This is a genomic window from Rhodococcus sp. NPDC055112 (assembly GCF_053607505.1).
On the sequence record NZ_JBSGTR010000080.1, the window covers coordinates 1 to 21,384 of the forward strand.

Here is a 21,384-nt window from a genome sequence, read left to right on the forward strand (position 1 = left end):
GTGCTAAGCCCCCCCGGAGGGTGCCCGCATCCGCACGCCGGGGTCGGCTCGCGGGGCGGGTCCCGGCCCCCGGACGGCCCCCCCCCCGCCGACCCTGACGTCCGAGAGTCCCAGCCAGGCCGCCATCTCGCGCAGCGATGAGGCCAGCGCCTCCACCACGCGCCCGTGCCCGTGCTCGCCCTCCGCGAAGGCGCCGAGCACGTGGAGGGCTTCCGCCCCGCGGTCGGCCTTGAGGTCCACCCGGGCGACCAACTCGCCGTCGAGCAGGAACGGGAACACGTAGTACCCGTGCACCCGCTTGTGCTGGGGCGTGTAGATCTCGAGCCGGTAGTGGAAGTCGAAGATCCGTTCGGTCCGCGGACGGAAGAACACCAGCGGATCGAACGGGCACAGCAACGCCGCCCCGGTGACCCGGCGCGGTGTCCGCGCCTCGACGTGGCGGTACGCGGGCGCGCCCCAGCCGCGCACGGTCACCGGGACAAGGGTCCCCTCCTCCACCAGATCCGCGATCGCGGCGGCGGCCTGGGCACGCGAGAGCCGGTAGTAGTCGCGCAGGTCCGGCTCCGTTCCGACGCCGAGCGACCGCGCGGCGCGACGGATCAACTCGCGCACCGCGTCCGCGTCCTCGATCCGGCTGGACACGACGCCTGCCGGGAGCACCCGGTCGGCGAGGTCGTAATGCCGGACGAAACCGACCCGCCTGTCCACCGACAGCGCACCCGCCGCGAAGAGTTGCTCGCAGATGACCTTCGTATCGCTGCGATCCCACCACGGACCGGCCCTGCGGCCCCGGTCGATCTCGAGGTGCCGCTCGATGTCGCCCGCGCTGGCCGACCCGACCGCCGAGATCACGTCGAGGACGTCGCGGATCAGGGCCGGGTTCCGCTCGAGCACCTTCCGCTCCCCTGCCCAGCGACCGCCCGCGTAGGCACGCATCCGCCACCGCAGCAGCGGCCAGTCCCCCACCGGGATCAGCGCCGCCTCGTGGGCCCAGTACTCGACCAGCGCACGGGGCTTCGCGGCGGTGTGCCGCCACGCGGCGTCGTCCAGCAGGCCACGGTCGTAGGCGCCGATCCGGCTGAACACCGGCATGTAGTGCGCCCGCACGGCCACCGAGACCGAATCGATCTGCAGCAGCGAGGTCCTGCCGACGGCCTTGAGCAGATGCCTGCGGGTGGGCGCGGTCGTCGGGAGGGCATCGGCGAACCCCTGCGCGGCCAGCGCGGTTCGCCTGGCGGCGGCGGCCGTCATCTCGAGCATGTCCCCACCCTGCCATCGGGGTCCGACATCCGACCGATGAGCGGCGGCGTCCGGCTCAGCCCTGCGCTTCCGCCAGCGTCACCGCGACGGTCGCCCCCAGCTCGTAGCAGAGTTCACGGGCGCGGGCATCGATCCCATCCGTGACCTCCACCGTCTGCGCGACCTTCGTCAGCGCGAGCCCGGCGACGATCTTGTCCACCGACCGCACCGCCCCTGCGGTGTCGTTGTTGCCGTGCACCCACAGTCCGTACGGGCGGCCCGCGACGGCGTCGAGGCACGGGTAGTAGACGGTGTCGAAGAAGTGCTTGAGCGCCCCCGACATGTAGCCGAAGTTCGCCGAGGTGCCGAAGACGTAGCCGTCCGCGCCGAGCACATCCGGGATGGTGGCCCCGAGCGCAGGCAGCGAGCGCACGGTGACACCCTCGATCTCCGGGTCGTTGGCACCGCCCAGTACCGATTCGAGCAACTCGCGGGTGGCGGGCGAGGGCGTGTGGTGCACGACCAAAAGGGTTGGCTGCCTGCGATCGTCCGTCACGCGGTCCAGAGTACGGCCGAGTCGGGACCGACGGTGCGGGTCAGCCCCGCTCCCGCTCGGCCTGCTCCAGCGCGACGGCCCGACGCATGGTGTCGCGGGCCCTGCCACGATCGCCTGCGTAGTCGTATGCCCGCGCGAGCCGGTACGAGTTGCGCCAGTTGTCCGGATCCGCCTCCCACTCCGACTTCACCTGTGCGAAGAGTTGATCCGCGGCGTCCCTGTCGATCCGGCCGGACGGCCGCGTCGGCAGCTCCGACACATCGAGCTCGAGGCCCTCGTCCGCGATGCGCTGCGCGAGGTGCTGGTGCTGGAATCCGGCGCGCAGCGTCACCACCACGATCCAGACGCCCAGCACCGGCAGCAGCAGCACGCCGATCCCCAGTCCGATCGGCGCCACTCCCCCCTCCCGGATCAGGTCGAGGCCGCGCTGGCCGAGCAGCACGAAGTAGAAGCCGAGCGCGAGGACGATCGCCGCGATCGTGACGACTACCTTGGTTGTGCCGTTCTTCACAGGTCGAGCAGGGGGTCGATGCCGACGGTGAGCCCCGGACGGCCCGCGATCTCCCGGACACCGAGCAGAACGCCGGGCGCGAAGGAATTGCGGTCGATCGAATCGTGCCGGATGGTGAGCGTCTCTCCCTGGGTTCCGAGCAGAACCTCCTGGTGCGCAACGAGTCCCGCAAGGCGGACCGAGTGAACCCTGACCCCGTTCACGTCGGCGCCGCGCGCACCCTCGAGCTCGGTGGAGGTCGCGTCCGGGCTCGGCCCACGTCCGGCCTTCTCGCGTGCCGCCGCGATCAACGCAGCGGTGCGGTACGCGGTGCCCGACGGGGCGTCGGCCTTGTTCGGGTGGTGCAGCTCGATGACCTCGACCGAGTCGAAGAAGCGCGCGGCCTGCTCGGCGAACCGCATCGACAGCACCGCGCCGATGGCGAAGTTCGGCGCGATCAGCACGCCCACCTCGGGGTTCTCCACCAGCCAGGACTGCACGGTGGCCAGGCGGGCGTCGTCGAAGCCGGTGGTCCCGACGACCGCATGGATGCGGTTGGCGACCAGGAACTCCAGGTTGCCCATCACCACATCGGGGTGGGTGAAATCGACCACGACCTGGGTTCGGGTGTCGACGAAGGTCTCGATGCGGTCACCGGTGTCGACCTGCGCGACCAGTTCGAGGTCCGCGGCGGCCTCGACCGCCTCACAGATCGCCCGGCCCACCTTGCCGTTGGCACCGAGGACTCCGACCCGGATTGGCGCTGAGGTCACTTGCTTCACTCTCCGTCCGCTCGCACTGTTGCTGAGTGAGAGCCTACGCAACCGGCTAGAGCGTGCCGTTCTCGATGTCACGTTGCATGGCCTGCTGGTTCTCGATGTGCGAGGACACGCCGTTCTGCACGGTGTAGTCGATCAGCGGCGCCGGTGCCGAGAAGGTCAGGTGCTCGGTGACGGTGGTCGCACCGCCGTTCTCTGCGAAGGTGACCTTCTGGTGGGTGATCACGCCGGGCGCGTCCCAGGTGTCGGTGCTGTACCAGTGATCGGCGGCGTACACCCGCTGCTGTCCGACGGTGCGTCCCGGGATCGACGCCGAGCCCGCCGGGATGTCCTCGAGGGCGATGAACTCCCAGACGTCGGCGTCACCGTCGATGTACGTGCGGCGGTCGAGCACGCCGCTCAGGAACGGGTGCCGTCCGAGGCTGTTGTAGAGGTTCGAGTACGCCGGGAACACCCGATCGATGGGCGCGTTGATGGTGATCGGCAGGGTGACGTTCACGGTCGCCAGTGCCGGCCCTGCCACGCCCTTCTCGAACTCGTAGGCCGCCCATGACGCTTCCCACTCCACGTCCAGTGCGGATGACGAACTCGAAAGGGGCTCGGCCCCTGCAACTCCCATGCCTCCGAGCACGGTCACGGTTGCCAGCACGCAGGTTGCCAGAAGCCTGGGTACCGACCCCCCGGCCCGTCGGCCACCGAGCTGCTCAGGACGTTCGACCATTCGCGTTTTCCTCACCCCTCGACACGGTTGCCCCTCGGCAACCGAGCGGATGCTACGCCGCCAACGCCTTCCATCGACCTCGAATCGGCTCGATCCAGACGCACGCCGCTGCGCGCTCACCTCGCGGTGCTGCGGTCCGACACCGTGACCTCGACCGTGGCTGCCCCCGGATCAGCGCCGATCCGGATCACGTCCACGCCGCCATCGGACTCGACGTTGTGCGAACCCCCGGCCACCACGACGTCGTAGCCGGCCGGAAACGCCGCCCGGGGCACCACCATCACCGTCGGATCGTCCCCCTCGGGACGGTAGCGCAGGTGGGTCCGGACGGGATCGGTGTCGAGCGAGACGGGAAGTCCCGCGATCCGTTGCGGATACGCGGCGACGGTGGCGGCCATCGCCGCGCCCGGGCGGCCGTCCGCCCCGAGGTTGCACCATTCGGCGAGCCCCGCGCACCACGCGAAGGCCATCGACCCGGCGGAGTGGTCATCGATCCCCGACACCACCTCCTGCACGTAACGGGCGGCGTTCGCGCTCTTGGGATTCCGTGTTCCCCATTCCCAGATCAGCAGCGGCATGCCGTGTTCCCGCGGATACCGCACCACCGCGTCCCAGTACCGCTCGACGAATCCGCCGGCCGGGGTGTAGTCGCCACCCGACTCCATCACGAGGTCGTAGACGTGCGGCGCATACGCGAGCTTGCGCTGCGGGTCGTGGATCTCGCCGAGCCGTGTCGGCAGCCCCCGGCTGCCGACACCACCCCAGAACGGTTCGACGAGCACCCAGTGCACCGTGTCGACTGTTCGAATCCTGTCGACGAGATCCTGATACAGCGGGGTGAGCTTCTCGCCTTCGGCGGCGAGCGGATCGAGCACGCCGAGACCCCGCGACGCGGGGTCGAACCACGGTTCGTTGAACAGGTCGTAGCCGAACAACGACGGTTCCCGGTGGAAACGCTCGACGAACGTCTGCCACAGATCCAGGACCCCGGCCCTGATCTCGGGATCGTCGAACACCAGGCCCCAGGCGGCGAGGAAGGCGGGGTCGCCGTGCTTGCCCAGCACGGACGGGCCGCTCTCCGACGATCCGGCCGCCGTGGAGCCGAACTCCACCGAGGTCGTCAGCGGCAGTCCGCCCGCGCGGTCGAGAACCCACTGCGGGAAATGATCGTTGAGGTCGGGGGTGACCAGGAGCCGAGCGCCGCCATCTGCGGGAAGGTCTCGGCCGCGGCCGTGAAGGAGTCAGGACCGCACGAGTCGTCGAAGAACTCCCACCCGCGCAGCAGGACGGCCCGCCCCGAGGAGTCGGCGGGATAGATCACACCGTTCTCGCCGGTCACCGTGGTGGGACCGGCCTCGGCAGGAAGGGCGGAACCCGGATGCGATCCGGGTGGTGTCGCCGAGGCACTCACGACGTGGCCCCCGACCACCAGGGCCACCACCCCACACGCCACTCCCAGCCACCGCACCACGGCACGACCCTCCCGAGCTCGTGATCGACACGTTCGCCGATCGCCGATCGCCGATCGCCGATCGCCGATCGCACAGTACCGAGCCGGGCGTCCCCGGCACCCGACTTTCAGCCGTCGTCACACATCGCGTGAACCCGCGAATTCCGACCATGGAGCCGGTCGCCGGCGACTACAGTCCCGCCGCACGGAACGAAAGGAATCCACATGGTTGCCTCCGTGAGAATGACCGCGGCCCTGGCCGTGGCAGCAGGATCGATTCTGGCGCTGTCGGCTCCGGCGTCCGCCGCGCCGCCCGACGAGGGCCAGCGCACCGGACCTGTGCAGTTCTGGGCGAAGGATCTCGGCGGTTGCAAGGCCGAGTTCACGATCGAGAACCGCACTAACGTCACCACGTACACCCTCGACTGGCGCATCGACGACGAGGTGCCCGACGGCCGCGACATCGGCGTCGGGTTCCCGATCTGGCGGACCGGCGACCCGAACATGGCGTCAAAGGCGGACTCGCCGACCTGGCCGGACGAGGTGCCGCCGAACACGCAGGAGAACCGCACGATGGTGTCCGACCGGGACCCGGTGACCGCCACCTACGTGCAGGATCTGAAGAACCTCAACGGCTGGGACCCGGGACTGCCGAACCCGGACGCCGACACCCACACGATCCACTACCGCATGGTGCTCGGCCCGCCGGGGAACAACGGCCAAACCCCGACCGAGACGCCCGAGTGGATCGGCGACCGCCAGTGGCACACGGTCACGGTCACCGGGTGCAACCCGGCGACTCCTGGAGCTGGATCGCTCGAGGAACTGTTCGGCTCCTGATTCGGATCCCGTGGCCCGGACGCCCTTGGTGGTCCGGGCCGCGGGGTCAGTCGAAGACGATCACCTGACGGATCGCCCGGCCCTCGGCCAGCTCGTCCATGCCGCGATTGATGTCGTCGAGCGTGATCTGCGAGGAGATCAGCCGCTCGACGGGCAGCCGGCCCTCGCGCCACATCTGCTCATACCTCGGGATGTCCCTCGAGGGCACAGCCGATCCGAGGTAGCTGCCGACAATGGTCCTGGCCTCGGCGACCAGCAACAGCGGCGAGATCGCGGACCTGGCCTCGGGACTGGGCAGCCCGACCGTGACGGTGGTGCCTCCTGGCGCCGTCGCCGCCACCGCGGCCTCGAAGGCGCGAGCGTTCCCCGCCGCCTCGACCACCAGTGACGCCCGCACACCACGCTCCGCCAGCTCGCCAGGGGTGTACACCTGTGTGGCGCCGAGTTCGGTTGCCACCGAGAGCTTCTCGGGCATCGCATCGACGCCGATCACCTCGCCGAGGCCGAGCGACACCGCGGTCAGGATCGCGGCCATCCCGACCCCGCCCAGCCCCACCACCATGATCGAATCCCCCGGCGCCGTCCGCGCCGCGTTCAGCACCGCGCCGCCGCCGGTCAAGACGGCGCACCCGAGCACAGCCGCGACCGCGGGTGGCACGTCGTCGCCCACGGGGACCACAGACCGACGGTCGACCACCGCATGCGTCGCGAACCCCGACACGCCGAGATGGTGGTGCACCGGCTCGCCGTCGCGGTGCAGGCGCTCCCCGCCACCGAGCAGGGTGCCCGCGTTGTTCGCGGCACCGCCCGCGCTGCAGGGCATCCGGCCGTCGGTCGCGCAGCCCGCGCACTCGCCGCAGCGCGGCAGGAAGGTCATCACCACGCGCTCGCCGACCCGGACATCGGTGACGCCGTCGCCGACGCGCTCGACGCGGCCCGCGGCCTCGTGGCCGAGCAACATCGGCACCGGACGCACCCGGTTCCCGTCCACAACGGACAGGTCCGAGTGGCACAGGCCTGCCGCCTCGATGCGGACCAGCAGCTCGCCGGGTCCTGGACCGTCGAGCTCGAGCTCCGAGATCGAGATCGGCCGCGACTGCGCGAACGGACGCTCCCGACCGATCTCCTCCAGCACCGCACCACGAATCCGCATGCCGCTACCTCTCCTCGTCGCGACCGCCCGCCGCCGGTCTCCCCCGTCCAGCCTGCCACGCCCCGAAGATCCCCAGCCCGACTGCCACACCGACGATGTCCGCGACCCAGTCCCAGACCGACGCGCTCCGGTGGATCGGCAGCAAACCCTGCAGAACCTCGGACGCCGCCGCGTAGAGGCCTGCCCAGACAACCACCGCCGTGACCCCGACGCCCGCGAACCGCGCGCTGTAGGCCAGGGCCGCGAACATCAGCAGGTGGGTGACCTTGTCGCTGTTCGGCGGCCCGCTCGGCACCGTGGAACCGGGCGAGAACAGCATCACGAGCGTGATGAGCGTGACGACGGCCAGCGGTACCGCCCGCCGCCCATGCAGACGCAACTGGTTCACGCTCCCAGCCTTCCACAGCGCTCCGCCCCGAATCCGGGGTGTCCAGTTCAGCCGGCGAGCAACCCGTGCCTGTGCGCCGCAGCGGCGGCCTCGGTGCGGGACGCCACACCGAGCTTGGTGAGAATGCGGGAAACGTGCACGCCTGCGGTATTGGTGCTGATGAACAGTTCCTCCGCGACGCGTCGATTGCTCAGCCCCTGTGCGACGAGACGCAGTACCTCGAGTTCGCGCGGGGTCAGGCCGAGGGTGCCGGAAACCCGATGACTCGACGAGGCACCCTTCGCCGGCGTGCCGAGACCCAACCGGGCACGGGAAGCCAACTTCTGCGCCACATCAACCAACGAGGCCGCACCGAGGTCGGCCGCAATGGTCACCGCGTCCCGCAGCGCCGCCGCTGCCTCGGTCCGATCCCCGTGCAGCAATGCGGCTTCGGCGGCGCCCAGCAGACTCCTCGTCTCCTCCTCGCGCTGCCCCAACGCTCGCCATTGCCGCACCGCGTCGGTCCAGATCATCGAATCACCGCCGGTGACAGCGGTGTAGACCGTGCGATACGCGGCCGCGACCGGGGTCGGCGATGGCAACACATCCGCGAGCTCTGTGAGATCCACCGACAGATCCGGGATTCGAGCGCCGAGCGCGAGCAGCATCCAGGCTTCGCGCGGATGCCGTGCCGGCTCGTCACCGACCAGCGCCTCGGCAAGAATGGTCGCGGCCTGGCCGTCGGAGCCCTGCTGGAACGCGAGTCGGCAACGCACACCGGCCAACTCGAGCCGATACTGTCCTGCCCACGGGCTGCCGCCGAGCAGTTCCCCTGCGATATCGGCATCCGCCGCGGCCCTGTCCAGATGTCCACGCGTCAAGGAGATTCCGGCACGGTTCAACCGCAGCACCGCGGCGCTGAGCGGTGGAACGGCCTCCGCGAGGGTTTCGTCCACGAGGTTCATCGCCTCGTCCCAACGCCCCAGCGCATGCAACGCCTGCACCCACTTCACCGTCAACAGCGGGCCCTGCTCGGTGAATCGTAGGGCCTGGTGAGCGGCCCGTAGGCCCCGCTGGATGGCGTGAATCGCCGTCTCGTACTCACCGCCCGCGACGAGCAGGGCCGACTCCCAGGTCACCACGTCCAGCAGGGTCCGCGGATCCTCGGCGGCCGCATGCGCATCGGCGAAACGCGCTACCGCCGTCTCGGTTTCGGTTGCCGTCAGGCCGAGGTAGGCATTCGCTCGCGCGATGAGCGACGGTACGGCGAGCTGCTCGCCCACCTCCAGCGCGGCTGCCGCATGGCGGGCGGCGTCCGCCGGTCGACCACCGAAGGCCAGGGTCCCGGCCAGGTCCGCCTGCACCTCCCCGCGCAATTGCGTCGGCGCTTCGGGGGGCAGCAGTTCCAGTGCCAGCAACAGATCGCCCCGACCGCCCTTGCCCGCCTTGTTCCGCAGACACGCCCGCCGGTGTCGCAACAGCGCGACCCGCTGCGGATACAACTGTGCATCGAGGGCCTCGATGGCCTCGTCCGCCGCTTCGGTGCCACGGTCGCCGGTGGCTCCGCGGTAGCAGGCGTCGACGATCTGCTCGAGTACGTCGAGGCGGTCGGCCACGGGCCGTTCGGCATTCTCCGGGACTCTGTCCCACAACTCCAGGACTCGTTCCAGGTGCCTGAGCCGCTCCGGGTGCGCGCCCGCGTGCTCGGCGATTCCCGCCGCCGCCCAGGATGCCTCCAACGCGAGCGCCAGTTCCCCCGCCGCCCGAGCATGCTCGGCGAGTTCTGCGCTGTGACTTTCCACCGGAACAAGATTCGGATCGTCCTGCAGCAGTCGCGCCAGCCGTGCGTGCAGGCGGTTCCGTTCGATCGGCAGCAGGTCGGTGTACACAGCCCGCTTCAGCAGTACGTGGTGGAACTCGTAACCGGTATCCACGGTGACCAGCAGCCGATGGTCGATGAGCTCGCGCAGCGCGGCATTCAGCGCCCGCTCCGGCAGTTCGGCGGCGGCCTCCAGGAGTTCGTGTCCCACCGGCGATCCGGCCACGGCGGCGACCTGCAACACCTCGAGAGCACCGTCGGAGAGCCCCGATCGGCAGGCCAGCAGTAGTTCGCTCAGTTCCGCAGGCGCGTCCTCCGGCGACAGGCTCAACGCAGCGACGAACAGCGGATTGCCCGCACTGCGTTCGAAAACCCTGGCCACCATGTCGGATTCGGGCTCGGTTCCGAGGATCGCCGCGAGCTGGCGGCCCACTTCGTGCTTGGTGAACGGGGTCGGCGCAATGCTCCGCACCCCCTGGTTGCGCGCGAGTTCGGCTAGCATCTGCCGCATTTCGGGCGCGCCGACGGGCCGATACGTGCCCACCAGCAGCACCTGGGTGGCAGCCAGATTGGCGACCAGGAAGGCGAGCAACTCCCGGCTGGAGTCATCGGCCCAGTGCAGGTCCTCGATCACCACCACGGCAGAGTCGGCGGCGGCCAGGCGTTCGATCAGCGTGAGAATCTCCCCGAACAGCCGGATGCGATCGGATTCCACTGTTTCCGAGCTCGATTCCGTGGCCAGCTCAGGAAGCCACCGGCCGAGTGCCGGGCGCGCGGGCAGTAGCGCCGCGAGCCGTGTGGCACCCAACCGACGAAGCAGCGTGCGCATGATGGCGATGAACGGTGCGAACGGCACGCCTTCGTTGCCGAACTCCGGGCATCGACCGATCAGGACCAGCGTTCCCGCAGGCAACCGATCGGTGAACTCGCCGATCAGCCGAGACTTCCCGATACCGGCCTCACCCGCCACCAACACGGCGTGCACCAGTGGATCCCGCTGAACGTCGAGCAATGTGGTCAGCTCACCGCCGCGCCCGACGAAGGTGCCACTGACAGGGAGGTTCACCACCGAACCGATCATGCCGTAAAGAGCCGGATCGAGCGATGCCTGCCAGAAATAACGAACATTCATGATTCGCGGACCCCCTCGTCACCGGAAGCATGAATGCCATGACAAACACCGAGATCCGCCCCTTCCGCATCGACATCCAGCAGGCCGACCTCGACGATCTGCGTGACCGCCTGACTCGCACCCGCTGGATCGACGAAGTGCCGGGGGTCGGCTGGGAGCGCGGCGTACCCACCTCCTACCTGAAGGAGCTGGCCGCCTACTGGGCCGACAAGTTCGATTGGCGCGCAGCCGAGTCCGAGCTCAATGAGCACCCGCAGTTCACCACCGTCATCGACGGGCAGAACATCCACTTCCTGCACATTCGCTCAGCCCGCGAGGACGCCACCCCGCTGCTGCTCATTCACGGTTGGCCCAGCTCGGTGGTCGACTTCCTCGACCTGATCGACCCGCTCACGAACCCGTCCGGCGATGCCCCCGCCTTCCACCTGGTCATCCCGTCCCTCCCCGGCCACGGCTTCTCCGGCCCCCTCACCGAAACCGGCTGGAACGACGGCCGGGTGGCGGCCGCCCTCACCGAACTCATGACCCGCCTCGGCTATGAGCGATTCGGCGTGCAGGGCGGCGACCACGGCGCCTTCATCGGCCCGCGGATCGGCCGCGACTTCGCCGACCGCGTGATCGGCGTGCACGCCAATGCCCTGGTCACCTTCCCGACCGGCGATCCGGCCGATATGGCGGCGCTGACCGATGCCGAGAAGCAGCGTCTGGGTGCCATGAAGGACTTCCAGGACGACGGTTCGGCGTACATGCAGCTCAACGGCACCCGCCCGAACACCATCGCCCAGCTGTTGGCCGATTCGCCTGCCGGGCAGCTGGGCTGGATCGTGGAGAAGTTCAAGGAATGGACCGACCAGTCGCATGGGCTGCCGGATCTGGCGGTGGACCGGGATCGCCTGCTCACCATTGTCAGCATCTACTGGCTCACCGATACCGCAGGCAGCGTTGCCAACTACTACTACGAGCGCTTCCACGACGCGGCCATGTTCGCGCCCAAGCCGCGCGGCACCGTGCCCACCGGCGTGGCGGTGTTCAAGGACGGCGACTTCGCCATCCGACGCTTCGCCGAGAAGGCCCACAACATCACGCACTGGTCAGAGTTCTACAGGGGCGGTCATTTCCCCGCCCTTGAGGTCCCCGACCTGCTGATCGACGATATCCGCGCCTTCTTCGCAGGCCTGTAGCCACACAAGCCCAGCGATTTCCTGCCATACCTGTGGCCCGCGTCCCCCGCGCGGGCTACAGGTATGCCGTGTTCAGCACGATCGGAAAGGCCCCGTCAGACGATTCCGCGGACGGCGGCGGGCAGGTCCCTCTTGCGCTTGTAGGGGCCGACGACCGAGGCGCCGAACGGCCGGCTCAGCAGCATCGCGGCGACCTCGCGCACCTCCTCGGTGGTGACCTCGTCGATCCGTGCCAGCGTCTCCGAGATGCTGCGGTGGTTCCCGTAGTTCAGTTCGCTGCGGCCGATCCGGTGCATCCGGGAACCCGAATCCTCCAGTCCCAGCACCAGCCCACCGCGGATCGAACCCTTGGCCCGCGCGCATTCGTCATCAGTGATGCCGTTGGTGGCCACGTTCGCAAGCACCTCGCGGATCACCGTCGTCACCTCGCCGAGGTTCTCCGGCTGGCAACCGGCGTACACCGAGAAAGCCCCGCTGTCCGCGAACGTGTCGATGCTCGAGTACACCGAGTACGCGAGGCCCCGCGACTCCCGGATCTCCTGGAACAGACGGGAACTGAGTCCACCGCCGACCGCGGTGTTGAGCACCGACAAGGCCCAGCGGTGCCCCTCGTGCCGCCCGAAGGCGCGCACTCCCATGCACAGGTGCGCCTGCTCGCTGTCGCGCCCCCGCAGGGTCAGCTCGGGGACGGTGCGCAGCCGGAGCCTGCCCTCCCGCCGCTCCGCCGGTTTCGCGCCACGGGTGACGTGCCCCTTGAAGCTGCGCCGCACCATGGCGACGGTCTCGTCATGGTCCACGTTGCCCGCGACCGCGACGACCATCCGCTGCGGCGTGTACCGGCGGACGTGGAACGAGTGCAGCTGGGTCCGGGACATCGTCTCGATCGACTCGACGCTGCCGATCACCGGTCGACCCACCGGGTGGTCGCCGAAGAGCGCGGTCAGGAAATCGTCGCCGAGCAGGTCCTCGGGGTCGTCGTCGCGCATCGAGATCTCCTCGAGCACCACCTGTCGCTCGACGTCGACGTCGTCGGACCGGCAGCGTCCCCGCAACACGACATCGCTGACCAGGTCGATGGCCAGCGGCAGGTCGTCGTCGAGCACGTGCGCGTAGAAGCAGGTGTGCTCGCGGGAGGTGAAGGCGTTGAGCTCACCGCCGATGCCGTCGACCACCTGGGCGATCTCCAGGGCGCTTCGGGTCGGCGTCGACTTGAAGAGCAGGTGTTCGAGGAAATGCGCGGCTCCCGCCACCGACGGTTGCTCGTCGCGGGACCCCACTCCCACCCACACGCCCACCGATGCGGAGCGGACGCCCGGCATGTGCTCGGTGACCACCCGGAGACCGCCGGGGAGCACGGTGCGCCGGACTCCGAAGTCCTGGGATCTTGTCGTCAGTGCGGAGGTTCGACTGCGATTGTGTGCGGCCATGAAGTGGGTCTACGGTCCTCGTCAGCTGTGCGGGTGTGAGGCTCAAACAGTACACACCTCGCCGAGGTCACCAGCCGCGACGATGCGGCTGCGATCCGACCAGTTCCTGCTTACCCGCCGTGTCGCGGCTGCGATAGACGATGTACGGCCGGAACAGGTAGGCGATCGGCGCGCTGAACGCGTGCACCAGCCGGGTGAACGGCCAGATCGCGAAGAGCACGAGCGCGATCACCACATGGATGTGGAACTGCAGCGGCGCCTGCGCCATCAGGTCACCGCGCGGCTGCAGGATCCAGATCGACCGGAACCACGGCGAGACCGTCTCCCGATAGTTGGCCGCCGAGTTCCCCGCCGCGGCACCGATCACCGTGGTCGCCAACCCAGCGGCCAACGCGGCCACGAGCACCACGTACATCAGCTTGTCGTTCACCGTGGTCGCGGTGAACACCGGGCCGGTGGTCCGGCGCCGGTAGATCAGCAAACCCACGCCGACTACCGTCGCGACACCGGCGATGATGCCGGGCACGGTCGCGCCCCAGTGATACATGTGTTCGCTGACGCCGATCGCCTCGGTCCACGATTCCGGGATGACGAGCCCGATGACGTGCCCGAGAATCACCACCAGGATGCCGAAGTGGAACAACGGGCTCGCGATGCGCAGCAGCCGGTTCTCGTAGAGCTGCGAGGACCGGGTGGTCCAGCCGAACTTGTCGTACCGGTACCGCCACCACACCCCGACCACCAGAATCGCGAGCGTCACGTAGGGGATGACGTCCCAGAAGATCTCTCCCGCCGACATGGTCACCGCGCTCCTTCTCTACGTGGGATGCCGGTCGCGTCGGTCCGACGCGGCGGCACCGTCAGGGTGAACGGCTGCAGGCCGACCGCCTCTGCGGGCGGACCGGCGACTGCCAGCTCCTGTGCGCGGGCCTGTTCCCGCTCGGTCGCAGCGGGCAGGGTCTGCCCGATCGCGGCGAGCACCGGCGCGTACGGCGACCCGCCCTCGGCCAACGCGGCGCCGAGCATGTGCATCGGAACGCGGTTCGCCCGCAGCAGCCGGTCCCCGACATCCGCGTCGACCATGGCCGCGAACTCCAGGACGACCGCGAGGTGGTCCGGGGACTCCCCCTCGGGCGGCTCCGCCCCGACGGATCGATAGGCCCGGGCAAAGGCCAGGATCGCCTCGCCCCGGTTGCGGGTGTCGCCGTCGGTCCAGTAGGTGAGGAGCAGCGTGGTCTTGCGACGCAGATCGAAGGTCTCCACGTACCGCACGGCGGCCTCGAACGTTTCGGTCTCGCGTAGGTACGACGTCGTCACGCCGAGCGGGTCGCGGTACTCCTGCGGCAGGTGGCCCAGGATCCTCTCCACGATCTCGAGCCTGCCCGGCTGCCCCTCGTCCGGGTACGCAAGCAGCAGCGACGATGCCTGCCATACGAGGCGGCGGGTGGCGGTCTCGGTGGGGCGGCGCCCGAACAGCCTCATCGCGCCCCCCGCCGACGCTTCCCGGAATCTCCGTTCCCGGAGGGGAACATCCCGTCCGGCTTGCCCTTTCCGTCCCAGTTGAGCAGGTTCACCCGAGAGGGACTGCTGTCGTTCGCGCCCATCGACTCGGTGGTCTGGCGCTGCCGGAGCGCATGGAAGGTCTCCACGGCCACCGGCACCGGTCCACCGCTCGACTCGCCGAACGGGCCCGACCCGCCCTCGAACATGCCCGGCCCGCCGTCGAAATCGAGTGAACACTCGGTCGCGGTCTCCTCGAGCTTGTGTCCCTCCGCCGCATACGCGGACGGGATCACATACCGCTCATCGTATTTCGCCAGCGCCAGCAACCGGTACATCGCATACATCTGCTCCTCGGACATCCCGACGGCCGCCGGGATGTGCTCCTGCGGCTCGCGCCCGAGATTGATGTCACGCATGTAGGCGCGCATCGCCGCCAGCTTGCGCAGCACCGCGTCCACCGGCGCGGTGTCGCCCGCGGTGAACAGTTCCGCGAGGTACTCGATCGGTATCCGCAGCGATTCCAGTGCCCCGAACAGGTTCCCGACCTCCTCGCCGTCGTGACCGTCCCGACTGACCGCGTCGACGACGGGCGAGAGTGGGGGTACGTACCAGACCATCGGCATGGTCCGGAACTCCGGATGCAGCGGCAGCGCCACCCGGTACTCCTTGATCAGCGCGTGGATCGGAGAGCGCTGGGCGGCCTCGATCCACCCGTCCGAGATGCCCGCGGTACGTGCGCCCACGATCACCTCGGGGTCCCTGGGGTCGAGGAGCACCTCGAGCTGCGCCTCGTAGAGATCGGCGTCGTTCTCCACGCACGCCGCCTCGAGCACCTTGTCGACGTCGTAGAAGATCAGCCCGATGTACCGGAGACGACCGACGCAGGTCTCGGCGCACACCGTCGGGAGCCCCACCTCCACCCGCGGATAGCAGAACGTGCACTTCTCGGCTTTGCCGGTCTTGTGGTTGAAATAGACCTTCTTGTAGGGACATCCGGACACGCACATCCGCCAGCCGCGGCACTTGTCCTGATCCACCAGCACGATCCCGTCCTCGGATCGCTTGTACATCGCGCCGGAGGGACACGAGGCCACGCAGGACGGGTTCAGGCAGTGCTCGCAGATCCGCGGCAGGTAGAACATGAAGGTCTGCTCCAGCTCCAGCTTGACCTTTTCGCTCACCTTCTGCAGCACCGGATCGCCCGCGAGGATCTCGGGCGAGCCCCCCAGGTCGTCGTCCCAGTTCGCCGACCATTCGACCTTCATCGGCTTGCCGGTGATCAGGCTGCGGGGCGCCGCCACCGGCATCTGGTCGCCGAGCGGTGCGTTGGTCAGATTCTCGTAGTCGTAGGTCCAGGGCTCGTAGTAGTCGTTGATGGACGGCATCTTCGGGTTCGAGAAGATCCGCGACAGCTTCTTCATCCGGCCGCCGTCACGGAGCCGCAGCCTGCCCTTGCTATCCCGGACCCACCCGCCGCGCCAGCGTTCCTGGTCCTCATAGGTGCGGGGGTAACCCTGACCCGGCCTCGTCTCGACGTTGTTGAACCAGACGTACTCCGTGCCGGACCGATTGGTCCACGCCTGCTTGCAGGTCACCGAGCAGGTGTGGCAGCCGATGCACTTGTCCAGGTTCATCACCATCGCGAGCTGTGCCATCACCTTCATGATTTCCTCGCTTCGCTCGGGTGCATCAGTAGGTCACCTCCTGCGACCGGCGACGGACCACCGTCACCTCGTCGCGCTGGTTGCCGGTCGGCCCGAGATAGTTGAACGCGAAGGACAACTGGGCATATCCGCCCGCCAGATGCGTCGGCTTGATGAGCAGCCTGGTCAGCGAATTGTGGATTCCGCCGCGGTTACCGGTGGTCTCGGTGAGCGGAACGTCGATGGTGCGTTCCTGTGCGTGGTGCACGTAGACAACGCCGACGGGCATTCGGTGCGAGACGATGGCCCGGCACACCAGCACGCCGTTGCGATTGACCGCCTCGACCCAGTCGTTGTCGGACACGGCGATCTTCGCGGCATCCTCGGGACTCATCCACATGGTCGGGCCGCCCCTCGACAGCGAGAGCATGAGGAGGTTGTCCTGGTACTCCGAGTGGATCGACCACTTGGAGTGCGGCGTCAGGTACCGCACCGCCAGCCCGACACCCTCGCGGGAGCCATCGACCTCCGGTTCGCCGAACAGCCGGGCCATGTCCAGCGGCGGGCGGTAGATCGGCAGTTGCTCGCCGAGTTCCTCGATCCAGTCGTGGTCGAGGTAGAAGTGCATGCGCCCGGTCAGGGTGTGGAACGGCTTGAGCTCCTCGATGTTCACCGTGAACGGCGCGTACCGGCGCCCGCCTGTCTCGCTGCCCGACCATTCCGGGCTTGTGATCACCGGGACCGGCCTGGCCTGGGTGTCGGCGAAGGTGATCCGGCGTTCCTCGCTGCCCTCGGCCAGGTGCACCAGGGGCCGGCCGGTGCGCTTCTCGAGCTCACGGAACCCCTCGACCGCGAGCCTGCCGTTGGAGGTCCCGGACAGCGCGAGGATGGTCTCCGCCATCTTCTCGGCGGTGTCGAGCGCAGGCCTGCCTGCGGCGGCGCCGGAGCTCATGACGCCGTGCTTGCCGCCGAGCTCGGCGACCTCCTGATCCGGGTGCACGGTGACGCCCTTGGTGGTCAGTCCCGCGGTCTCCACCAGCGGACCGAGCGCGGCCCACTTCTCGGCGACCGCCGGATAGTCGCGCTCGACCACCACCAGCGGTCCCATCGTCTTGCCCGGTACCGGCGTCGCCCCCGCCTCACGCCAATCCGACTCGGTGCCACCGGGATACGCCATCGCCCCAGGCGTGTCGTGCTGCAGGGTGCCCATCACGATGTCGCGGCGAACACCCAGGTGCTCGGCCGCCATCGCGGAGAACGCCCGCGCGATGGCGCCGAACGCGTCGAAGTCCGAGCGGGCCTCCCATGGCGGGTCGATCGCGGCGGTGAAGGCGTGGATGTAGGGGTGCATGTCGGTGCTCGACAGGTCGGCCTTCTCGTACCAGGTGGCGGCGGGCAGCACCACGTCGGAGAGCAGGGTGGTCGAGGTCATCCGGAAGTCGATCGACATCAACAGGTCCAGCTTGCCCTCGGGCACGTCCTCGGTCCACGTGACCTCGTTCGAACGCAGGGGCTCCGGGGTCGGCTCGGCCCGCAGGTTCGATGTGGTGCCGAGCAGGTGCTTGAGGAAGTATTCGTTGCCCTTGCTCGAGGACCCGAGCAGGTTGGCCCGCCAGACGCTGAGAACGCGTGGCCAGTTCTTCGGGTTGTCGGGGTCGGTCACCGCGAGCCTCAGCTGACCGCTCGCCAGTTGCTCGGTCACGTGCCCGACCGGGTCCTTGCCTGCCGCCTGCGCCTCGTCGACCACGTCCAGGCTGGAGCGATCGAACTGGGGGTAGAACGGACTCCAGCCCATGGATACCGCCGAGGCCAAGACGTCGATCGTGTGTTTGCCCGCGAAACGGTGCCTGCCGATCGGACTGGCCAGCGCGTCGGCGCGGTAGCCGTCGTAGCGCCACTGGTCGGCGTGGACGTACCAGTACGACGTCCCTGCCATCTGGCGCGGCGGCCTCGACCAGTCGGTACCCATCGCCACCGCGGCCCATCCGGTGACCGGCCTGCACTTCTCCTGCCCGACGTAATGCGCCCAGCCGCCGCCGTTTCGGCCCATCGACCCGGTCAGCAGCAGCAGGCTGAGCACCGCCCGGTAGGTGGCGTCGCCGTGGAACCACTGACAGATGCCCGCGCCCATGATGATCATCGACCGGCCGCCGGACTCGATGGAGTTGTTCGCCAGCTCCGTCGCAATCCGGATGACCTGCGCCGCACTGACTCCGGTGATCGGCTCCTGCCACGCGGGTGTGTAGGGCGATCGCGGGTCGTCGTAGCCTGCGGGCCACTCCCCCGGTAGCCCCGGCCTTTCCACCCCGTACTGCGCGAGCATCAGGTCGAACACCGTGCACACCCGGTGTTTGCCAACCACCCGAACGGGCACACCGCGTTCGAGGGTCTCGCCGTGCCCGTCCGGGGCGTCGAACCGGGGCAGCGTGACCAGCGCGGTCTCGCCGCTCGCGCCCTCGGGGGGAGCCACGGTCAGCGCAGGGGCGATGTCGCCGAGGTCGAGATTCCACTTGCCGACACCCTCCTCACCGAACCGGAATCCGAGCGAGCCCTGCGGGACTGCCACCTCCCCGGTGGCCCCGTCGAGCAGCACCGGCTTGAACGCCGTGTTCTCGCCGGTGTCGCCGAGATCCGCTGCCGTGAGGTTCTTTCCCGGCACCAGTCGGCCGTCCCGCTCCTCCAGCGTGACCAGGAACGGCAGGTCGGTGAACTGCCGCACGTAGTCGACGAAGAACGGCACCCTCGACTTGACGAAGAACTCCGAGAGGATCACGTGCCCCATGGCCATCGCCATGGCGCCGTCGGTGCCCGCCGCGCACGGCATCCACTCGTCGGCGAACTTGGTGTTGTCCGCGTAATCGGGGCTGACCGTGACCACCTTCGTCCCGCGGTACCGCACCTCCGCCATCCAGTGCGCGTCCGGCGTCCGGGTGACGGGCACGTTCGATCCCCACATCATCAGGTACGACGCATCCCACCAGTCACCGGATTCCGGCACGTCGGTCTGGTCGCCGAACACCTGCGGCGAGGCCACCGGCAGGTCCGCGTACCAGTCGTAGAAGGAGGTCATGACACCGCCGAGCAACTCCACGAACCTCGAACCGGCCGCGAACGAGACCATCGACATCGCGGGGATCGGCGAGAACCCGGCCACCCGATCCGGGCCGTAGGTCTTGATGGTGTGCACGTGGGCGGCGGCGATCATCTCCGTGGCCTCGTCCCAGGTCACCCGGACGAGTCCGCCCTTCCCCCTCGCCCGCTGATACCGGCCGCGGCGTTCCGGATCGGACTGGATGTCTGCCCAGGCCTCGACCGGATCACCGGTACGCGCCCGCGCCTCCCGGTACATCTCGACCAGCACGCCGCGCGCGTACGGATACCGCACCCGGGTCGGCGAGTAGGTGTACCAGGAGAACGCCGCACCGCGGGGGCAGCCGCGCGGCTCGTACTCGGGCCGATCCGGACCGACGGTCGGGTAGTCGGTCTCCTGGGTCTCCCAGGTGATGATCCCGTCCTTGACATAGATCTTCCACGAGCACGAGCCGGTGCAGTTCACGCCGTGCGTCGAGCGCACCACCTTGTCGTGGCTCCAGCGGTCGCGGTAGAAGATGTCCCCCTCGCGCCCGCCCTGTCGGCTGACTGTGCGCCGGTCGCCGGACACCGTGCCCGGAACGAAGAAACGCCCACCCTCGAGCAGCAGATCCTCGATCGCGCCCCCGGTGCGATTGCTGGATGCCACGTAGCCTCCTCCATCTCGACCGCACTTCTCATGTTGTGTCGTAGACCTTTTCGGGCTCGCGGGCGGACAGCTTGAGCGCGGTGTAGACCAGCGCTGCGAGCGCCGTCAGCGCCAGCAGGATCAGGCCGACCGTGTAGTTGTTGGCCGCCTCGTCGTAGGTCGCGCCCATGATCAGCGGCGGGAAGTAGCCGCCGAGACCGCCCGCGGCGGCCACGATCCCGGTCACGCTGCCCACACTCGCGGCCGGTGAACGGCGGGCGACCCAGGCGAACACACCGCCGGTACCGATGCCGAGGAACAGCGCGAGCAGGATGAACGTGACGGCGGACCAGACGTCCGCGGGAGGCTTGAAGGTCGCGACGACGGCCATCACCGCTGTGCCTGCAAGCGAGGTCAGCACCACCGTCTTGGGCGGGATCCTGTCGGAGAGCGCGCCTCCGACGGGGCGCGCCAGCACGGCGGCGAGCGCGAACGCCGCGGTCCTCGCTCCCGCGTCGACCGCCGAGAAGCCGTAGATGTTCTTGATGTAGGTGGGCAGGTAATTACTGAACGCGACGAAACCACCGAACACCACCGCGTACAGGAACGACATCTCCCAGGTGACACGGAGTTTCGCGGCTGCATTGAGCTTCGGCAGCACCGGGTCCGTGTTCGGCACGAAACTCGGCGAGTTCCGCATCACCAGGATGCACGCGACCGCGGTGACCGCCAGCGCAACCGCGATGATCACGTGGGTGGGGATCAGGCCGAACCAGCGGACGAACCGGGGCGTGAAGAACGCGGACAGCGCCGTGCCGACCATGCCCATGCCGAAGACACCGGTCGCGAAGCCGCGACGGGACGCCTCGTACCAGGAATTCGCGAACGGGATGCCGACGGCGAAGATGGTGCCCGCGATGCCGAGGAAGAAGCCGAACAGCAACAGCAGTGCGTAGGAGTCCATCTCGGCGGCGAAGCCGACCGCGAGCACCGGCAGGATCGAGGCCAGCGAGATCGCGATGAACATCACGCGGCCGCCGTACCTGTCGGTCAGTGCGCCGACCACGATGCGCCCCAGCGATCCCACCAGGATCGGGGTCGCGACCAGCATCGAAGCCTGGCTCGCGCTGAGCGGCAGCGCTTCGGCGTAGGTCGTGGAGAGGGGGCCGATCATGTTCCAGGCCCAGAAGTTGATCGCGGACACCCACGTGGCCAGGGCCAGGTTCAGCGTCCGCGTGCTGTTGCTCACCACAGGAGATCCTGAGTTCACCCGTTCAGGAAAGCATGCAGACCGCCCCATCGAAGGGCGAAGTCAGATCTGTGAAGCAACGATAAGGACACGAAAACACCGGTGCCCCCGCGCATG

Annotated in this window: 18 protein-coding genes; 2 read left to right on the forward strand and 16 right to left on the reverse strand. The window is 68.7% G+C overall.

Annotated elements, in window-relative coordinates:
- Window positions 1-3: 3 nt before the first annotated feature.
- From ACWFRB_RS24260 to ACWFRB_RS24290, 7 genes are all read right to left on the reverse strand, one after another.
- Complete coding sequence (locus ACWFRB_RS24260; protein WP_452643790.1) at window positions 4-1,260, reverse strand: winged helix-turn-helix domain-containing protein; 1,257 nt, start codon at window positions 1,258-1,260, stop codon at window positions 4-6.
- Window positions 1,261-1,315: 55 nt separating this feature from the next.
- Window positions 1,316-1,795 carry a flavodoxin family protein gene (locus ACWFRB_RS24265; RefSeq protein ID WP_452643791.1) on the reverse strand — a complete coding sequence of 160 codons (480 nt, stop codon included), beginning with the start codon at window positions 1,793-1,795 and terminating at the stop codon, window positions 1,316-1,318.
- A 40-nt stretch (window positions 1,796-1,835) separates the two neighbouring features.
- The gene (locus ACWFRB_RS24270) at window positions 1,836-2,306 is read right to left on the reverse strand and encodes a hypothetical protein (RefSeq protein WP_452643792.1); all 471 of its coding nucleotides are present in this window, start codon (window positions 2,304-2,306) and stop codon (window positions 1,836-1,838) included.
- Window positions 2,303-3,058: a 4-hydroxy-tetrahydrodipicolinate reductase gene (gene dapB / locus ACWFRB_RS24275; protein ID WP_452643793.1), complete on the reverse strand. Its 756-nt coding sequence runs from the start codon at window positions 3,056-3,058 to the stop codon at window positions 2,303-2,305. Before dapB ends, ACWFRB_RS24270 begins: the two co-directional genes overlap by 4 nt.
- A gap of 55 nt (window positions 3,059-3,113) precedes the next feature.
- Window positions 3,114-3,683 (reverse strand): hypothetical protein, encoded by a 570-nt coding sequence (locus ACWFRB_RS24280; RefSeq protein WP_452643794.1) that lies wholly within the window; start codon window positions 3,681-3,683, stop codon window positions 3,114-3,116.
- 218 nt (window positions 3,684-3,901) lie between these two features.
- Window positions 3,902-4,897, reverse strand: coding sequence for a cellulase family glycosylhydrolase (locus ACWFRB_RS24285; RefSeq protein ID WP_452643795.1), 996 nt, complete (start codon window positions 4,895-4,897; stop codon window positions 3,902-3,904).
- An 8-nt stretch (window positions 4,898-4,905) separates the two neighbouring features.
- The gene (locus tag ACWFRB_RS24290; protein ID WP_452643796.1) at window positions 4,906-5,256 is read right to left on the reverse strand and encodes a hypothetical protein; all 351 of its coding nucleotides are present in this window, start codon (window positions 5,254-5,256) and stop codon (window positions 4,906-4,908) included.
- Between the two features lie 204 nt (window positions 5,257-5,460).
- Between ACWFRB_RS24290 and ACWFRB_RS24295 the strand changes: the two genes are divergently transcribed.
- Window positions 5,461-6,075, forward strand: coding sequence for a hypothetical protein (locus tag ACWFRB_RS24295; RefSeq protein WP_452643797.1), 615 nt, complete (start codon window positions 5,461-5,463; stop codon window positions 6,073-6,075).
- A 46-nt stretch (window positions 6,076-6,121) separates the two neighbouring features.
- Here ACWFRB_RS24295 and ACWFRB_RS24300 read toward each other — a convergent pair whose 3' ends face one another.
- From ACWFRB_RS24300 to ACWFRB_RS24310, 3 genes are read right to left on the reverse strand one after another with little or no spacing between them, the layout of a single operon-like run.
- Window positions 6,122-7,228, reverse strand: coding sequence for an alcohol dehydrogenase catalytic domain-containing protein (locus ACWFRB_RS24300; protein WP_452643798.1), 1,107 nt, complete (start codon window positions 7,226-7,228; stop codon window positions 6,122-6,124).
- Window positions 7,229-7,232: 4 nt separating this feature from the next.
- Window positions 7,233-7,616, reverse strand: coding sequence for a VanZ family protein (locus tag ACWFRB_RS24305; protein WP_452643799.1), 384 nt, complete (start codon window positions 7,614-7,616; stop codon window positions 7,233-7,235).
- Window positions 7,617-7,663: 47 nt separating this feature from the next.
- Complete coding sequence (locus ACWFRB_RS24310; protein ID WP_452643800.1) at window positions 7,664-10,546, reverse strand: helix-turn-helix transcriptional regulator; 2,883 nt, start codon at window positions 10,544-10,546, stop codon at window positions 7,664-7,666.
- A gap of 38 nt (window positions 10,547-10,584) precedes the next feature.
- Here ACWFRB_RS24310 and ACWFRB_RS24315 point away from each other — a divergent pair, with 38 nt between their 5' ends.
- Window positions 10,585-11,727 carry an epoxide hydrolase family protein gene (locus ACWFRB_RS24315; RefSeq protein ID WP_452643801.1) on the forward strand — a complete coding sequence of 381 codons (1,143 nt, stop codon included), beginning with the start codon at window positions 10,585-10,587 and terminating at the stop codon, window positions 11,725-11,727.
- 95 nt (window positions 11,728-11,822) lie between these two features.
- Here the strand turns inward: ACWFRB_RS24315 and ACWFRB_RS24320 are convergent, their stop codons facing one another.
- The 6 genes from ACWFRB_RS24320 to ACWFRB_RS24345 all read right to left on the reverse strand — a co-directional run bounded on the left by ACWFRB_RS24320 (window position 11,823) and on the right by ACWFRB_RS24345 (window position 21,267).
- A complete protein-coding gene (locus tag ACWFRB_RS24320; protein WP_452643802.1) occupies window positions 11,823-13,154 on the reverse strand; it encodes a M16 family metallopeptidase in 1,332 nt (443 codons plus the stop codon).
- A gap of 67 nt (window positions 13,155-13,221) precedes the next feature.
- Window positions 13,222-13,953: a respiratory nitrate reductase subunit gamma gene (narI, locus tag ACWFRB_RS24325; protein WP_452643803.1), complete on the reverse strand. Its 732-nt coding sequence runs from the start codon at window positions 13,951-13,953 to the stop codon at window positions 13,222-13,224.
- Window positions 13,954-13,955: 2 nt separating this feature from the next.
- Window positions 13,956-14,636: a nitrate reductase molybdenum cofactor assembly chaperone gene (gene narJ, locus ACWFRB_RS24330; RefSeq protein WP_452643804.1), complete on the reverse strand. Its 681-nt coding sequence runs from the start codon at window positions 14,634-14,636 to the stop codon at window positions 13,956-13,958.
- Window positions 14,633-16,321, reverse strand: coding sequence for a nitrate reductase subunit beta (narH, locus tag ACWFRB_RS24335; protein ID WP_452643805.1), 1,689 nt, complete (start codon window positions 16,319-16,321; stop codon window positions 14,633-14,635). Before narH ends, narJ begins: the two co-directional genes overlap by 4 nt.
- Window positions 16,322-16,346: 25 nt before the next feature.
- A complete protein-coding gene (locus ACWFRB_RS24340) occupies window positions 16,347-20,039 on the reverse strand; it encodes a nitrate reductase subunit alpha (protein ID WP_452643806.1) in 3,693 nt (1,230 codons plus the stop codon).
- Between the two features lie 28 nt (window positions 20,040-20,067).
- Window positions 20,068-21,267 (reverse strand): MFS transporter, encoded by a 1,200-nt coding sequence (locus ACWFRB_RS24345; protein ID WP_452643807.1) that lies wholly within the window; start codon window positions 21,265-21,267, stop codon window positions 20,068-20,070.
- Between the last annotated feature and the right edge of the window lie 117 nt (window positions 21,268-21,384).

What these genes read in the sequence shown, in the direction of transcription:
- ACWFRB_RS24320 (WP_452643802.1), bottom strand. Translation starts at nt 13,154, where the DNA reads ATGGCCGCACACAATCGCAGTCGAACCTCCGCACTGACGACAAGATCC.
- ACWFRB_RS24260 (WP_452643790.1), bottom strand. Translation starts at nt 1,260, where the DNA reads ATGCTCGAGATGACGGCCGCCGCCGCCAGGCGAACCGCGCTGGCCGCG.
- ACWFRB_RS24300 (WP_452643798.1), bottom strand. Translation starts at nt 7,228, where the DNA reads ATGCGGATTCGTGGTGCGGTGCTGGAGGAGATCGGTCGGGAGCGTCCG.
- ACWFRB_RS24315 (WP_452643801.1), top strand. Translation starts at nt 10,585, where the DNA reads ATGACAAACACCGAGATCCGCCCCTTCCGCATCGACATCCAGCAGGCC.
- narH (WP_452643805.1), bottom strand. Translation starts at nt 16,321, where the DNA reads ATGAAGGTGATGGCACAGCTCGCGATGGTGATGAACCTGGACAAGTGC.
- narI (WP_452643803.1), bottom strand. Translation starts at nt 13,953, where the DNA reads ATGTCGGCGGGAGAGATCTTCTGGGACGTCATCCCCTACGTGACGCTC.
- ACWFRB_RS24295 (WP_452643797.1), top strand. Translation starts at nt 5,461, where the DNA reads ATGGTTGCCTCCGTGAGAATGACCGCGGCCCTGGCCGTGGCAGCAGGA.
- ACWFRB_RS24310 (WP_452643800.1), bottom strand. Translation starts at nt 10,546, where the DNA reads ATGAATGTTCGTTATTTCTGGCAGGCATCGCTCGATCCGGCTCTTTAC.
- narJ (WP_452643804.1), bottom strand. Translation starts at nt 14,636, where the DNA reads ATGAGGCTGTTCGGGCGCCGCCCCACCGAGACCGCCACCCGCCGCCTC.
- ACWFRB_RS24280 (WP_452643794.1), bottom strand. Translation starts at nt 3,683, where the DNA reads ATGGGAGTTGCAGGGGCCGAGCCCCTTTCGAGTTCGTCATCCGCACTG.